Origin of the sequence: Streptomyces sp. PCS3-D2 (assembly GCF_000612545.2) — a bacterium.
Lineage (GTDB): Bacteria > Actinomycetota > Actinomycetes > Streptomycetales > Streptomycetaceae > Streptomyces.
This window is the reverse complement of sequence record NZ_CP097800.1, coordinates 1,439,029-1,454,017: the sequence shown is the minus strand read 5'-3', so window position 1 is coordinate 1,454,017 and position 14,989 is coordinate 1,439,029. Positions and strand designations below refer to the sequence as shown.

Sequence of the window (14,989 nt, the reverse complement as noted above, 5' to 3'; positions counted from 1 at the left end):
CCGCACGCACCGCACCCCCCGCACGCACCGAAGAAGGGTCACGGCAGACACGATGGCACCGAACACGAAGGCGGCCGGAGACGGCAGCGGCCTGGTGGAGATGGCCTGGGATCCGATCACCCGGATCGTCGGCAGCCTCGGCATCCACACGAAGATCGACTTCAAGCAGAAGCGCGTCGCGGAGTGCTACAGCACCTCCTCGGTCTTCCGCGGTTACAGCGTCTTCATGCGCGGGAAGGACCCCCGCGACGCGCACTTCATCACCAGCCGCATCTGCGGGATCTGCGGCGACAACCACGCCACCTGTTCCGTCTACGCGCAGAACATGGCCTACGGGGTGAAGCCGCCGCACCTCGGCGAATGGATCATCAACCTGGGCGAGTCCGCCGAGTACATGTTCGACCACAACATCTTCCAGGAGAACCTGGTCGGGGTCGACTACTGCGAGAAGATGGTCCGCGAGACCAACCCCGGCGTCCTGGAGCTGGCCGAGCGGACCGAGGCCCCGCACGCGGGCGACCACGGCTACCGCACCATCGCCGACATCATGCGCTCCCTCAACCCCATCGAGGGCGAGTTCTACCGCGAGGCCCTCCAGGTCAGCCGCTACACGCGCGAGATGTTCTGCCTGATGGAGGGGCGCCACGTGCACCCCTCCACGCTCTACCCGGGGGGCGTCGGCACCGTCGCCTCGGTACAGCTCTTCACGGACTACATGAGCCGCCTCATGCGGTACGTCGAGTTCATGAAGCGCGTCGTCCCGCTCCACGACGACCTGTTCGACTTCTTCTACGAGGCCCTGCCCGGCTACGAGGAGGTCGGCCGCCGCCGGGTGCTGCTGGGCTGCTGGGGCGCGCTCAACGACCCCGAGCACTGCGACTTCACCTACGCCAACATGACCGACTGGGGACGCAAGATGTTCGTCACCCCCGGCGTCGTCGTGGACGGCAAGCTCGTCACCAACGACCTCACCCAGATCAACCTGGGCATTCGCATCCTGCTCGGCAGCTCGTACTACGACGACTGGGAGGGCAAGGAGCAGTTCGTCACGCACGACCCGCTCGGCAACCCGGTCGACCCCCGCCACCCGTGGAACCAGCACACCATCCCGGCACCGCAGAAGCGCAACTTCGACGACAAGTACAGCTGGGTGATGTCGCCGCGCTGGTTCGACGGCAAGGACCACCTCGCCCTCGACACCGGCGGCGGCCCCATCGCCCGCCTGTGGTCCACGGCCCTCTCCGGCCTCGTCGACGTCGGCTACGTCCAGGCCACCGGGCACAGCGTCGTCATCAACCTGCCCCGCACGATGACCAAGCCCGAGACCCGCTTCGAGTGGAAGATCCCGAAGTGGAGCAACGCCCTGGAGCGCAACCGCGCCCGCACCTACTTCCAGGCGTACGCGGCCGCCATCGCCCTGCACTGCGCCGAGAAGGGCCTCGCCGAGGTCCGTGCCGGACGCACCCAGACCTGGGAGAAGTTCGAGGTGCCGGACGAGTCCATCGGCGTCGGCTTCACCGAGGCCGTCCGCGGCGTCCTCTCGCACCACATGGTGATCCGCGACGGCAAGATCGCCAACTATCACCCGTACCCGCCCACGCCGTGGAACGCCAGTACCCGCGACACCTTCGGCACGCCCGGACCGTACGAGGACGCCGTGCAGAACACCCCGATCTTCGAGGAGAACACCCCGGAGAACTTCAAGGGCATCGACATCATGCGCGCCGTGCGCAGCTTCGACCCCTGCCTGCCCTGCGGCGTCCACATGTACGTCGGCGGCGGCAAGACCGTCAAGACGATGCACGTTCCCACCGGCCTGAGCGGACTGGGCGGATGAGCGCGGCCGTCGACGCCCGGGAGGCGGGCCGCCGCGTCGAGGAGGTCCTCGACCGGCTGGCCGCCACCGGGGACCGCGAGGCGTGCGCGGCCGCCGAGGAACTGGTGCGCGTACTCATGGAGTTCTACGGCGCGGGCCTGGCCCGGATCGCCGCGAAGCTCGGCGACGGCCCACTGGCCGCCGCCGCGGACGACGAACTCGTCGCGAGCCTGCTCTCCCTGCACGGCCTGCACCCCCAGGACGTCCACACCCGGATCGCCCGAGCCCTGGCCGGCGCACCCCAACCAGTGGAAATGATCGGCTTCGACGAGGCCACCGGCGTCCTGCGGCTGCGCCCCGCGGCCGCTCCCACCGGCTGTGGCTGCGGCCCCGGCGGCGAGGAGGCCGGGCGGCGGACGCTGGAGGACACCCTGACCTGCTTCGCCCCCGAGGTCACCGGGGTGGAGATGGAGCCCGCTCCGGCCCCGCAGCCCGCACTCCTGCAGATCGGCACCCGGCCGCCCAGCCCGGCGCGGGTTCCGTGACCGGGCCCACCGTCGGCGCGGGCGGCCCGCGCGGGCTGCGCCGGTTCACCGCCCCGCGCCCGCCGCAGCCCGAAACCTGCGAGCTGTGCGGGGCGGCGGTGCCCCCGGACGGGCACCGCCACCTGGTGGAGACCGAGAAGCGGACACTGGTCTGCGCCTGCACCGCCTGCGCGCTGCTGTTCGACCGGCCCGGCACCCGGACCGGCCGCTACCGCGCCGTCCCCGACCGCTACCTGACCGACCCCGGCCACCGGCTCGACGCCGGGGTGTGGGAACGCCTCCAGATCCCCGTCGGCGTCGCCTTCTTCTTCCGCAACGCCGCACTGGACCGGCTGGTCGCCCTCTACCCCAGCCCCGCGGGGGCGACCGAGAGCGAACTCGATCCGCAGACCTGGCAGCAGGTCCTCGACGGCGGACCGCTGGCCGCCCTTCTCGAACCGGACACGGAAGCGCTCCTCGTGCACCGCTGGGAAGGGCGCTCCGGCTGCTACCTCGTGCCGATCGACGTCTGCTACGAACTGGTGGGCCGGATGCGGATGCTGTGGCAGGGCTTCGACGGAGGAGCCGAGGCACGGGCCGCGCTCGGCGCCTTCTTCGACGAGGTCGAGCGGCGCGCCCGGCCCGTGGCCGCCGCGGCCCCCGCGGGGGACCGGTCATGACGGGCTTCGCGTTCACCTGCACCGGCGTGCGGGCCGACCCGTACGCCGCCGGCCCCACCCTCGTCTTCCGGCTGCGCGTCACCGCCGACCCGGACACCCGCGTGCACGCCCTCGCCCTGCGCTGCCAGATCCGCATCGAACCGGCCCGGCGCGGCTACGGCCCGGCCGAGGCGGAGGGCCTCGCCGACCTCTTCGGCGAACGCTCCCGCTGGGGAACCACGCTCCAGCCCGTGCAGTTCGCCCAGGTGCCGGTCATGGTGCCGGGCTTCACCGGGGAGACCGAGACGGACCTGGTCGTGCCCTGCACCTACGACATGGACATCGCCGCGACCCGGTACTTCGAAGCCCTCCGGGACGGCGAAGTCCCGCTGCTCATGCTGTTCTCCGGCACCGCCTTCACCGGCGACGGGGGCTTCCGGGTCGAGCCGGTGCCCTGGGACCGCGAAGCCGCGTACCGGATGCCGGTGGCCGTCTGGCGGGAGATGATCGAGCAGCACTTCCCCGGCTGCGGCTGGCTCCGGCTGCCCGCGGACCTGATGGCCGACCTGCTCGCCTACCGCTCCCGCCACGCGCTCGCCTCCTGGGAGGCGACCGTACGCGCGCTGCTGGGCGCCTCCGATCCCGCACCCCCGCCCCCGCCCGGGACCGTCCGGCCGGGTGGGCTGCGGCCCCGCCTCACCGAGAGGACGGCCCCGTGACCGCGACCACCGCCGCCGCGGACCCCCGATTCGCCGCCGCCCGTCAGGTGGCCGACGCCGTCCTCCTCGAAGGGTACGTGCTCTACCCCTACCGGGCCTCCGCCGCCAAGAACCGGATGCGCTGGCAGTTCGGCGTCCTCGTGCCCCCCGCGTGGGGCCCCGCGCACGGCGAGCACGCCTTCCAGCGGACCGAGGTACTGATGGAGCCGAAGGGTGACGCGACGCTCGCCCTGGAGCTGCGTTTCCTGCACGCGCAGCGGCGCACGGTCCAACAGGCCCGGGACGACGGCGGCTTCGACGACGTCGACGAGCTGCACCTGGCCGACCGGGTCCTCGTGCCCTGGGACGAAGGAACCGAGGAACACGTCGAACTGGCCGTCCCCGTCAGCGGGCTGACCGGCGACGGCGTCACCGTCCCGTTCACCCGCCCCGCACGCGACGACATCGAGACCGTCCTCGACGCCGACGGGCGGACGGCGGGCCGCCTGGTACGGCGCACCGAGCCCCTCGAAGGCGTACTGCGGCTGCGCGCCGTGGAACTCGACGGCGCCTACCGGGTGTTCCGGCTCACCGCCGTCGTGGAGAACACCAGCCCGTGGACCCCCGCGGCGGGAACCGGGGCCGACCGCGAGGCCGCCCTGCCCCGTTCACTGGTCGCCGCCCACCTCCTGCTGGGGCTCGACTCCGGTTCCTTCCTCTCCATGACCGACCCGCCCGAATGGGCCCGGGAGGCCGTCGCCGCCTGCGCGAACCGCCACACCTGGCCGGTGCTCGCCGGTGAGGCGGGCCGCGCCGACGTCGTCCTGTCCTCCCCGATCATCCTGGAGGACCACCCGGCCATCGCGCCCGAGAGCGCGGGCGCCATGTACGACGCCACCGAGATCGACGAGATCCTGGCCCTGCGCACGGCGGCCCTGACCGACCAGGAGAAGCGCGAGGCCCGCGGCACCGACGCCCGGGCGGCCGCGGTCGTCGACCTCGCCGACTCCCTGCCCCCCGAGGTGTTGGAACGGCTGCACGGAGCGGTGCGCTCCCTGCGCGAGGTCACCGGCCCGCACCTTTCGGAAGAGACCTCCGGGATCCCCGACGAGGAGGCGCTGTTCAAGCCGGACACCCCCTGGTGGGATCCGGCCGGCGCCGACCCCGCCGGCCCGGCCCCGGACCGGATCACGATCGACGGAGCCCCCGTCGGCCCCGGCAGCCGCGTCCTGCTGCGCCCCGGACCGCGCCGCACCGACGCCCAGGACCTCTTCCTCCACGGCCGCTCCGCCCTGGTCGAAGCCGTCCTGCACGACGTCGACGGGGGAGTGCACCTCGCCGTCACGGTGGAGGACGACCCCGGCGCCGACATCCGCCGGGAACAGGGCCGCTTCCTCTACTTCCAGCCCGACGAGGTCACCCTGCCGGAGGACGCGTGAACCCCAGGGTCCTGATCGCCGGCATCGGCAACGTCTTCCTCGGCGACGACGGCTTCGGAGTGGAGACCGTACGCGCCCTGTCCGCCCACCCGCTCCCCGACGGGGTCGAGGTGGTGGACTTCGGCGTGCGCGGGGTCCACCTCGCCTACCAGCTCCTCGACGGCTACGACACGCTCGTCCTGGTCGACGCCACCGCCCGCGGTGGCGAACCGGGCACCCTGTACCTCATCGAGGTGCAGCCGGGCACCGGTACGGCGGCCGCGACCGCAGACGGCACACCGGCCTCGGGACCCGGCGAAGGGCCCGCACTCGACGGCCACCAGATGTCGCCCGACACCGTCCTCGCACTCCTGGACACCCTGTGCGCCGGGACCGGCGCCACCCCGCCGCGGCGCACGCTGGTCCTCGGCTGCGAGCCCGGCTGCGTCGAGGAGGGCATCGCGCTGAGCCCGCCCGTGGCCGCCGCCGTACCGGAGGCCGTCCGCATGGCTCTCGACCTGCTCGACCTGCCGGCTCCCGACGAAGCCGGCGCACCCCGCCGTGAACTGAGGAGAACCCCATGAAGAAGGCCGTCATCAGTGGGGCCGCTGCCGCCGCCCTCGCCGCCGTCGTGCTCCAGGTCCTTCCCGACCTCAGGCGCTACCTGCGCATGCGCAGGATGTGACGCCGGACGGCGCCGCGCCCCCGCCGAACGGCGTACGGGCGGCGCGGCGCACCGGCGTGCCCGACGGCCGCAGCTCCGTACCGCCGGTGTAATGAGCCCCGGCAGGACGGAGTCCGATGCACGAGATGTCGATCGCCATGGCCGTCGTGGGCCAGGTGGAAGAAGCCGCCGGGGCGGCCGGCGCGCACGCCGTCACGTCCGTGCGGCTCAAGGTGGGCGAGTTGGCGGGGGTGGTGCCCGACGCACTGGCCTTCTGCTTCGAACTGGCCTGTGCCGGAACGCTGCTCGCGGGAGCCGAACTCGTCACCGAACCCGTGGCGGCCCGTGCCCGCTGCGCGGCCTGCCCCGGCACCTGGGCCGTGGGGATGCCTCCTGAGCTGTGCTGCCCCGGATGCGGCAGGGCCGCGGACGTCGAACTGCTCTCGGGCCGCGAGCTGGAGATCCTCAGCGTCCGCTGGGAGGACGGCCCCGCCGGTGCCCGTACCCGCGAACCGATTCCCGAGGAGGCTTGAACCATGTGCCGAGTGGTCGATCTGCGGCAGGCGGTACTCGCCAAGAACGACGACGCCGCCCGGGCCCTGCGCACCGGGCTCGCCGCCCGCGGCACGACGGTGGTCAACCTGCTCTCCAGCCCCGGCAGCGGCAAGACCGCGCTCCTTGAGCGCGAGCTGCTCCTGGCGCGTGAACGAGCGGTGCCGGTCGCGGCGCTGACCGCGGACCTGGCCACCGAGAACGACGCCCGTCGGCTGGCCCGTTCGGGCGTTCCGGTCAGGCAGGTGCTCACCGACGGGCTGTGCCACCTGGAGGCCGGGATGCTCGGCCGGCACCTGGACGGCTGGCTGCCCGAGGACACCCGGATCCTCTTCGTGGAGAACGTGGGGAACCTGGTCTGCCCCGCCGGTTACGACCTGGGGGAGTCGCTGCGCGTGGTGCTCGCCTCGGTGACCGAGGGCGAGGACAAGCCGCTGAAGTACCCGACCGCCTTCGGACTGGCCCAGCTGGTGGTCGTCACCAAGACCGACATCGCGCAGGCCGTCGAGTTCGACGAGGCCGCCTTCCGCGCCAACGTCGAACGCGTCAACCCCGGTGTGGAGATCGTCATGACCTCGGCGCGCAAGGGCGAGGGCCTGGGGCTCCTGCTGGACCGGGCGCTCGCGGCCGGCGACGGGACCAGGACGCACACTCCGGTGATGGCCCGCCGGCAGCAGGCACAAGCACAGGCACAAACCCAGGACCAGAACCAGGACCGCGGACACCTGCACGGCCACGGCCACGACCACGGCCACGACCACGGGGCCGACCACCATCACCACCACGGGCCCGGCCACACCCACGGCCCCGACCACGAACACCCGCACGCCCAACCCGCCGCCCAGCCCCGCTGATGGAGTCGGTCCAGCGCCGCCGCGTCATCGTCCGCGGCGTGGTCCAGGGGGTCGGCTTCCGCCCCTACGTCTACACGCGCGCGACCGGCCTCGGCCTCACCGGACACGTCACCAACACCCCTGAAGGCGTCGTCGCCGAGGTCGAGGGCGCCCCGGCCGCCGTCGCGCGGTTCTGCGAGCACCTCGCGGCGGACGCGCCCCCGCTGGCCGTCGTGGACGCGGTCGACCACCACGAGGTCCCCGTCGCGGGCGGCGCCGGATTCACCATCGTCGCCTCCCGCACCGGCGGCCCCGCCCGGACGCTCGTCTCCCCGGACGTGGCCACCTGCGCCGACTGTCTCGCCGAGCTCGCGGACCCGGCCGACCGGCGCCACCGGCACCCCTTCATCACCTGCACCCACTGCGGACCGCGTTTCACCATCGTCACCGGGCTGCCCTACGACCGCGCGCACACCACCATGGCCCGCTTCCCCATGTGCCCCGACTGCGCCCGCGAGTACGGCGACCCCGCCGACCGCCGCTTCCACGCCCAGCCCGTCGCCTGCCCGGCGTGCGGGCCCCGGCTGGCCCTGCTCACCGGGCGGCCGCCCCGCCCCGCCCCGGACGAGGACCCGATCGCCGGGGCCCGCCGGCTCCTGGCGGCCGGGGCGATCGTCGCCGTCAAGGGCCTGGGCGGCTACCACCTCGCCTGCGACGCGACCCACGCGGGTGTCGTGGCCGAGCTGCGCCGCCGCAAGGCCCGCGGCGACAAGCCCTTCGCCCTGATGGTGCGGGACATCCGCGACGCCGAACGGTACGCGCACGTCGGCCCCGAGGAGCGCGCCCTGCTCGAAGGCGGGGTACGGCCCATCGTGCTGCTGCGCCGCCGTGCCGCCGCCGCGGTCTGCGAAGGCGCGCCCGGCGTGCTCGCCGAAGGAGTCGCCCCGCGCTGCCCCGACCTCGGCGTGATGCTCCCGTACACCCCGGTCCACCACCTGCTGCTCGGCCTGCCGGGAGACCCGCCGGGCCCCCGCACGCTGGTCATGACCAGCGGGAACCTCGCCGGTGAGCCCATCGTCACCGACGACGAGGAGGCGCTGGAGCGACTCGCCGGGATCGCCGATGCCTGGCTCACCCACGACCGGCCCGTCCACGTTCCGTGCGACGACTCCGTGGTGCGGGTCTGCGACGGCGAGACGCTGACCGTACGGCGCGCCCGCGGCTACGCCCCACTGCCGGTGCACCTGCCCCTGCCGGTTCCCGCGACCCTGGCGGCGGGCGGCGACCTGAAGAACACCTTCTGCCTCGGCGAGGGACACCGGGCCTGGCTGTCCGCGCACATCGGCGACATGGACGACCTGGCCACCCAGTACGCCCTCGAACGCGCCGAACGCCAGCTGGAGTCCATCACCGGCGTCAGCCCCGCCCTCCTCGCGGCGGACCGGCACCCGGGCTACCGCTCCGCCCGGTGGGCGCGGCGCACGGCCGGAGCCCGGCCGCTGGTGCGGGTGCAGCACCACCACGCGCACATCGCCTCCACCCTCGCGGAACACGGCCTGGACGGCGAGCACCCCGTGATCGGCGTCGCCTTCGACGGCACCGGCTACGGCGACGACGGCGCCGTGTGGGGCGGCGAGGTCCTCCTCGCCGACTACGCCGGCTACAGCCGCTTCGCCCACCTCGGCTACGTGCCGCTGCCCGGCGGCGACGCGGCCGTGCAGCGCCCGTACCGGATGGCCCTGGCCCACCTGCGGGCCGCCGGCCTGGCCCGCACCCCGGACCTGCCGTGCGTCGCCGCCTGCCCGCCCGACGAACTGCGGGTACTGGAACGCCAGCTGGAGCGGGGCCTGAACTGCGTTCCCACCTCCAGCATGGGGCGGCTCTTCGACGCCGTCTCCTCGCTGGCGGGCGTCTGCCACCACGCCGGATACGAGGCACAGGCCGCGATCGAGCTGGAGGCCGCGGCCCTCGGGGCCCCCGCGGTCGGCCCCGGCTACGCCTTCGGGCTGCGCGTCCCGGACCACCCCGGCGCCGGCCCGGTCGTCGCCGACCCGGCGCCGCTGTTGACCGCCGTCGTCGCCGACGTACGCGCGGGCACGGACCCGAGGCTGGTCGCCGGCGGCTTCCACGCGGCCGTCACCGCCCTCGTCACCGAGCTCTGCGCACTCGCCCGCGAGCGGCACGGCCTGGACACCGTCGCGCTGACCGGCGGCGTCTTCGCCAACACCCTGCTGTCCTCCGCGTGCGCCCACGCCTTGCGGGCCCGCGGGTTCACCGTCCTGCGCCACGGCCGGGTCCCCCCGAACGACGGCGGGTTGTCCCTCGGCCAGCTCATGGTGGCGGCGGCCGCCACCCCGGAGCAGCAATCGCACCACCCACAGCGAGGAGAAGCCCATGTGCCTGGCGGTACCCGGCAGAGTGCTTGACATCGGGGAGAAGGACGGCACCCGCATGGCTACCGTCGATTTCGGCGGCGTCCAGAAGGAGGTGTGCCTGGAGTACCTGCCGGACCTGCGGGTCGGCGAGTACGCCATCGTCCACGTGGGCTTCGCCCTCCAGCGCCTCGACGAGGAGTCGGCCCGGCAGACCCTGGCCCTCTTCGAGGAACTCGGCATGCTCCAGGAGGAGTTCGGCGACCCGTGGGAGCAAGCGGCCGCCCAGGCCGGGGCTGACTCCACCTGGCCGTTCGCCGACGGGCCGTTCGCCGACGGCCCCCTCGCCGGAGAGGCCACCGCACCCCAGCACGCCCAGGAGGAAGGCCGGCCGTGAAGTACATCGACGAGTTCCAGGACCCCGCCCTCGCGCGCCGACTGCTCGACGACATCCACGCCACCGTGACCCGGCCCTGGGCCCTCATGGAGGTCTGCGGCGGCCAGACGCACACCATCATCCGGCACGGCATCGACCAACTCCTGCCAGAACAGGTGGAGTTGATCCACGGCCCGGGCTGCCCGGTGTGCGTCACCCCGCTGGAGGTCATCGACAAGGCGCTGGAGATCGCCTCCCGCCCCGACGTGATCTTCTGCTCCTTCGGGGACATGCTCCGGGTCCCCGGCACCGGCCGCGACCTGTTCCAGGTGCGCAGCGAGGGCGGGGACGTACGCGTCGTCTACTCCCCGCTCGATGCCCTGCGCGTCGCACAGGACAACCCGCAGCGCCAGGTGGTGTTCTTCGGCATCGGCTTCGAGACCACCGCCCCGCCGAACGCCATGACGGTCCACCAGGCGAAGAAGCTCGGCATCCGCAACTTCAGCCTGCTGGTCTCCCATGTCCGGGTGCCCCCGGCGATCGAGGCGATCATGAAGTCGCCGAGCTGTCGCGTCCAGGGCTTCCTGGCCGCCGGGCACGTGTGCAGCGTGATGGGCGTCGGCGAGTACCCGGAGCTGGCCGAGCGCCACCGCGTACCCGTCGTGGTCACCGGATTCGAGCCGCTGGACATCCTGGAAGGCGTGCGCCGGGCCGTGCGGCAGCTGGAGCGCGGTGAGCACACCGTCGAGAACGCCTACGCGCGCGCCGTCCGCCCCGAGGGCAACCCGGCGGCCCTCGCCATGCTGGAGGACGTCTTCGAGGTCACCGACCGGGCCTGGCGCGGTATCGGCGTGATCCCGGACAGCGGATGGCGGCTGTCCGCGCGCTACCGCGACTTCGACGCCGAACACCGCTTCTCGGTCAGTGGCATCGACACCCGCGAGCCCGCCGAGTGCCGCAGCGGCGAGGTGCTCCAGGGGCTGCTGAAGCCGCACGAGTGCGAGGCCTTCGGCACCCTGTGCACCCCGCGCAGCCCGCTCGGCGCCACCATGGTCTCCAGCGAGGGGGCCTGCGCCGCGTACTACCTCTACCGGCGGCTGGAGCTCGGGACCGCTCCCGCGGCCGCGACCACCCCGCTGGAGGCGAGCCCCGTTGTCTGACACCGGTACCACCCTGGACATCACGGGCTGGACCTGCCCGGCCCCGCTGCGCGACCGCCCGCGCGTCGTGATGGGCCACGGCGGCGGCGGCGCACTCTCCGCCGAGCTGGTCCAGCACCTCTTCGCCCCCGCCTTCGGCGGAGACGTGCTCGCCCAGATGGGGGACTCGGCCGCCGTCCGCCTCGGGGGCGTCCGGCTGGCCTTCTCCACCGACTCCTACGTGGTGCGCCCGCTGTTCTTCCCCGGAGGCTGCATCGGGGACCTCGCGGTCAACGGCACCGTGAACGACCTGGCCATGAGCGGGGCGCGCGCGGCCTACCTGTCCTGCGGATTCATCCTGGAGGAGGGCGTCGGGATGCCCGTGGTCGCGCGGGTGGCCGAGGCCATGGGCGCCGCCGCCCGGGCGGCGGGCGCGGAGATCGCCACCGGCGACACCAAGGTCGTCGAGGCGGGCCACGGCGACGGCGTCTACATCAACACCGCGGGCATCGGCATCATCCCCGACGGGGTGGACCTGCGTCCGCAGCGGGTCGTACCGGGCGACGTCGTGATCGTCAGCGGCGGGATCGGCCTCCACGGAGTGGCGATCATGAGCGTCCGGGAGGGCCTGGAATTCGGCGTGGACGTCGAGAGCGACTGCGCCGCCCTGGGCGGTCTGGTCCAGAGCATGCTCGCCGTCACCCCCGACCTGCACGTCCTGCGCGACCCCACCCGGGGCGGCCTCGCCGCCTCGCTGAACGAGATCGCGGCCGCCTCCGGCACCGGTGTCGTGATCCACGAGCGCAGCGTCCCGGTGCCCGAAGCCGTCGCCAACGCGTGCGCGATCCTCGGCCTCGACCCGCTGTACGTGGCGAACGAGGGCAAGCTGGTGGCCTTCGTTCCGCGCGAGCACGCCGAGGCCGTACTGGACGCCATGCGCGCCCACCCGCTGGGCCGCGACGCGGCCGTCGTCGGCGAGGCCGTGGAGGCCCACCCGGGCCTGGTGGTGGCCCGTACCGCGCTCGGCGGCACCCGCGTCGTCGACCTCCCGATCGGCGAGCAGCTGCCGCGCATCTGCTGACGACGCACCCGGGCCGTTCCGGACCCGCCGTACCGGACCCGCCGGCGGGCGAGTCCGGTACGGCGGTGGGCCGGCTGCCGGGCGGGCCGGGTCAGCGGTCGTCCCGCATGTCGTCGAGGTCCCGCTCGTCCAGGTCCCGCATCACGTCCCGCATCGTCGCGTCCTCGCGTCCCCGCTCGTGCGCGATCTCGTCCGGGGAGCGCGGCCGGCCGCCCGTCCTCATCCGGCCCGGATCCGGCGACCGCCCCCGGATCCGCGCCTTGTGCCCGCTGTCCGGCGTACGGCTCTTCCTGTCACCCGTGTCACCACCCATGACCGCTCACACCCCTTCCGTGCGCGCTGGTCCCCACCCTGCGGCTACCCCTCCGGCGCCGCCCAAACCCGAGGGCGGTAGCTGCGCGGCCCGGTGCGTACGCCGAGCCCGCCGCCGGCACCATCGCGGGCGCGGTGACGACGCGGAGGCCGTCACCGACGCGGTACGCCGCTGCGCGGAAGCCGGGGTCGCCGAGCACCTACCCGGGCCGGACGAAGGCCTCGGCAGCGGTGCCGTCCGGCAGGGCGGGGAGGGGGACGGGGACGGAGGCGGGGGCGGGCCGGGCCCGGGTGCGGAAGGTACGGCGGTAGGTGTCCGGTGGGACGCCCACCGTCCGGGCGAAGTGGCGGCGCAGGGTGGTGGCCGTGCCCATGCCGGTGGCCGCCGCGATGGTGTCGACGGTGTCGTCGGTGGTCTCCAGCAGCTCCTGCGCATGCCGGATGCGCTGGGTGAGCAGCCACTGGAGCGGAGTGGTGCCGGTCACCGACCTGAAATGGCGCCCCAGGTGGCGTGAGCTCATCCCGGCCTGACGGGCCAGGTCCTCCACCGTGAGCGCCTGGTCCAGCCGCTGCAACACCCAGGGGAACAGGCGGGCCAGGGGATGGCTGCCGGGAGCGGGCACGGGAGTGGTCACGAACTGCGCCTGGCCCCCGTCACGGTGCGGGGGGACGACCAGGCGTCGGGCGATCGTGTTGGCGACGGCCGAGCCGTGGTCGAGGCGCACCAGGTGCAGGCAGAGGTCCATGGCGGCGGCCTTGCCCGCGGAGGTGAGCACGCTCCCGTTGTCGACGTAGAGCACGTCGGGATCCACCGTGACCCGGGGGTGGCGCCGGGTCAGCTCGTCGGTGTGCGCCCAGTGCGTCGTCGCGAGCCGGCCGTCGAGGAGGCCTGCGGCGGCGAGCACGAAGGCGCCCGTGCACAGCGAGGCCACCCGGGCCCCCGCCTCGTGCGCCGCCCGTACGGCGTCCACGAGCTCGGCGGGCGGCTCCCGGTCCACGTCGGCCCAGCCGGGGACGATCACGGTGTCGGCCGTCCGGAGCCGGTCGAGCCCGTGATCGGGGAGGAGGCGGAAGCGGTCGACCTGGACGGCGCTCGGACCGCAGAGCGCGAAGTCGTACCAGGGGTTGACGATATGGGTCAGATCGGAGCCGAAGACCTCGATCGCCAGGGACAGTTCGAAATGCAGCATGCCGTCGGTGATGGCCAGCGCAACAGTGGTCACGTCCGGAAGTGTACGGGTCATGTCGTTCCGGACACTCGTGGGCCGGGTGGCTCCACGCGAGGATCTTCCTGACGGAGCGCGGCGGACCGTACGGGGCCGTCGTCGCACAACTCGACGGGTGAAGGAGCGGGTTCATGGGATCGGGTCAGCAGACGGCGGGCCAGGCCGTGGCGGTGTTCGGTGCGTACGGGCACACCGGCCGGTTCGTCGTGCGGGAGCTGGTGGAGCGGGGCTTCGTCCCCGTACTCTCCGGCCGCGACAGCGCCGGGCTGGCGGCGCTCGCGGACGAGACCGGCCTGGCCGCCCGCCGGGCGACGGTGGACGACCCCGCCTCGCTCGACCGCGCGCTGGCCGGTACGGCCGCCGTCGTCAACTGCGCCGGGCCGTTCGCCTCGACGACCGCCGCGCTGATCGAAGCCGCCCTGCGGGCCGGGATCCCGTACGTGGACGTGGCGGCCGAACTGGAGGCCAACATCGACACCTTCGCCCACTTCGCCGACCGGGCGCGGGCCGCCGATGCGATCGTCGTCCCCGCGATGGCCTTCTTCGGCGGCCTCGGCGACCTGCTGGCCACCGCCGCCATGGGCGACTGGGACGAGGCCGACGAGGTGCACATCGCCTACGGCCTGAGCAGCTGGCACCCCACCGCGGGAACACGGCTCTCGGGCGCGGTCTCCCGGGAGCGGCGCGGTGAAGGGCGCCTGCGCTACACCGGGGGCCGGTGGGAGCACCGCACCGACGCCCCGCCCACCCTCGAATGGCACTTCCCGCAGCCGACCGGTACCCGGCCCGTGATCGGGGAGTTCACGATGGCCGACGTGGTGACCGTGCCCACCCACCTCTCCGTCCCGGAGGTCACGACCTACATGACCACCAACGCCGTCCGGGACATCGCGGCCCCCGCAACTCCCGCGCCTGCCGCCGCCGATGCGAGCGGCCGGTCCGACCAGACCTTCGTCGTCGACGCCGTCGTCCGGCGTGGCGGCGCCGAACGCCGCGCGGTGGCCCATGGCCAGGACATCTACGCCGTCACGGCCCCTCTCGTCGCCGAAGCCCTCGAACGCGTCCTCACGGGCCGTACCCGCACCGTCGGCGTCGCCGCAGCGGGGGAGATGTTCGACGCCCCGGACTTCCTGCGGGCGCTCTCCCCGCACGTCACCCTCGGCCCGCTGCCGTAGCGGCGTACCGCCCCTGCCCCCCGCCCTGTTCCCGGGTGATCTGCGCCACAGGTTGTCACAGGGCCGGTCGACGCGGTGTCTTGAGGCCGGACGCACCAGGACACCACCCCGCGACCCCTGATCCGCGGCTCGACGCCGACGAAC

The 14,989-nt window shown here is 73.6% G+C and carries 16 protein-coding genes; 14 read left to right on the top strand and 2 right to left on the bottom strand.

The genetic code is table 11. The annotated features are described in order from the left end of the window. Positions 1–52: 52 nt before the first annotated feature. The 13 genes from AW27_RS06060 to hypE all read left to right on the top strand — a co-directional run bounded on the left by AW27_RS06060 (position 53) and on the right by hypE (position 12,132). A complete protein-coding gene (locus AW27_RS06060) occupies positions 53–1,837 on the top strand; it encodes a nickel-dependent hydrogenase large subunit (protein ID WP_037915593.1) in 1,785 nt (594 codons plus the stop codon). Then, entirely contained in the window at positions 1,834–2,361 is a 528-nt protein-coding gene (locus AW27_RS06055; RefSeq protein ID WP_037915596.1) for a hypothetical protein, read from the top strand. Before AW27_RS06060 ends, AW27_RS06055 begins: the two co-directional genes overlap by 4 nt. Then, positions 2,358–3,020 carry a DUF5947 family protein gene (locus AW27_RS06050; RefSeq protein WP_052030011.1) on the top strand — a complete coding sequence of 221 codons (663 nt, stop codon included), beginning with the start codon at positions 2,358–2,360 and terminating at the stop codon, positions 3,018–3,020. The genes AW27_RS06055 and AW27_RS06050 overlap by 4 nt, the downstream gene beginning before the upstream one ends. After that, entirely contained in the window at positions 3,017–3,718 is a 702-nt protein-coding gene (locus tag AW27_RS06045; RefSeq protein WP_037915599.1) for a DUF6084 family protein, read from the top strand. Before AW27_RS06050 ends, AW27_RS06045 begins: the two co-directional genes overlap by 4 nt. Further along, on the top strand, positions 3,715–5,136 hold the full coding sequence (locus AW27_RS06040) for a hypothetical protein (protein ID WP_037915601.1): 1,422 nt from the start codon (positions 3,715–3,717) through the stop codon (positions 5,134–5,136). The genes AW27_RS06045 and AW27_RS06040 overlap by 4 nt, the downstream gene beginning before the upstream one ends. Beyond that, the gene (locus AW27_RS06035) at positions 5,133–5,699 is read left to right on the top strand and encodes a hydrogenase maturation protease (RefSeq protein ID WP_037915604.1); all 567 of its coding nucleotides are present in this window, start codon (positions 5,133–5,135) and stop codon (positions 5,697–5,699) included. The genes AW27_RS06040 and AW27_RS06035 overlap by 4 nt, the downstream gene beginning before the upstream one ends. Continuing rightward, positions 5,696–5,800, top strand: coding sequence for a DUF6893 family small protein (locus tag AW27_RS34535; RefSeq protein ID WP_384447240.1), 105 nt, complete (start codon positions 5,696–5,698; stop codon positions 5,798–5,800). Before AW27_RS06035 ends, AW27_RS34535 begins: the two co-directional genes overlap by 4 nt. Before the next feature lie 116 nt (positions 5,801–5,916). After that, positions 5,917–6,312 carry a hydrogenase maturation nickel metallochaperone HypA/HybF gene (locus AW27_RS06030; RefSeq protein WP_037915606.1) on the top strand — a complete coding sequence of 132 codons (396 nt, stop codon included), beginning with the start codon at positions 5,917–5,919 and terminating at the stop codon, positions 6,310–6,312. A 3-nt stretch (positions 6,313–6,315) separates the two neighbouring features. After that, a complete protein-coding gene (gene hypB / locus AW27_RS06025) occupies positions 6,316–7,185 on the top strand; it encodes a hydrogenase nickel incorporation protein HypB (protein ID WP_037915608.1) in 870 nt (289 codons plus the stop codon). Next, on the top strand, positions 7,185–9,590 hold the full coding sequence (gene hypF / locus AW27_RS06020; RefSeq protein ID WP_078555769.1) for a carbamoyltransferase HypF: 2,406 nt from the start codon (positions 7,185–7,187) through the stop codon (positions 9,588–9,590). The genes hypB and hypF overlap by 1 nt, the downstream gene beginning before the upstream one ends. Continuing rightward, complete coding sequence (locus AW27_RS06015; RefSeq protein WP_052030012.1) at positions 9,559–9,933, top strand: HypC/HybG/HupF family hydrogenase formation chaperone; 375 nt, start codon at positions 9,559–9,561, stop codon at positions 9,931–9,933. Before hypF ends, AW27_RS06015 begins: the two co-directional genes overlap by 32 nt. Continuing rightward, entirely contained in the window at positions 9,930–11,072 is a 1,143-nt protein-coding gene (hypD, locus tag AW27_RS06010) for a hydrogenase formation protein HypD (RefSeq protein ID WP_037915610.1), read from the top strand. Before AW27_RS06015 ends, hypD begins: the two co-directional genes overlap by 4 nt. Before the next feature lie 70 nt (positions 11,073–11,142). After that, positions 11,143–12,132 carry a hydrogenase expression/formation protein HypE gene (gene hypE, locus AW27_RS06005; RefSeq protein ID WP_172671271.1) on the top strand — a complete coding sequence of 330 codons (990 nt, stop codon included), beginning with the start codon at positions 11,143–11,145 and terminating at the stop codon, positions 12,130–12,132. Positions 12,133–12,223: 91 nt separating this feature from the next. Here the strand turns inward: hypE and AW27_RS06000 are convergent, their stop codons facing one another. Together AW27_RS06000 and AW27_RS05995 are read right to left on the bottom strand one after the other, a co-directional pair. After that, positions 12,224–12,445, bottom strand: a complete 222-nt coding sequence (locus AW27_RS06000; RefSeq protein WP_037915616.1) for a hypothetical protein — start codon at positions 12,443–12,445, stop codon at positions 12,224–12,226. Positions 12,446–12,644: 199 nt separating this feature from the next. Then, positions 12,645–13,667, bottom strand: coding sequence for a helix-turn-helix domain-containing protein (locus tag AW27_RS05995; RefSeq protein ID WP_052030200.1), 1,023 nt, complete (start codon positions 13,665–13,667; stop codon positions 12,645–12,647). A 134-nt stretch (positions 13,668–13,801) separates the two neighbouring features. Between AW27_RS05995 and AW27_RS05990 the strand changes: the two genes are divergently transcribed. Then, the gene (locus AW27_RS05990) at positions 13,802–14,845 is read left to right on the top strand and encodes a saccharopine dehydrogenase NADP-binding domain-containing protein (RefSeq protein ID WP_172671250.1); all 1,044 of its coding nucleotides are present in this window, start codon (positions 13,802–13,804) and stop codon (positions 14,843–14,845) included. Positions 14,846–14,989 lie beyond the last annotated feature (144 nt).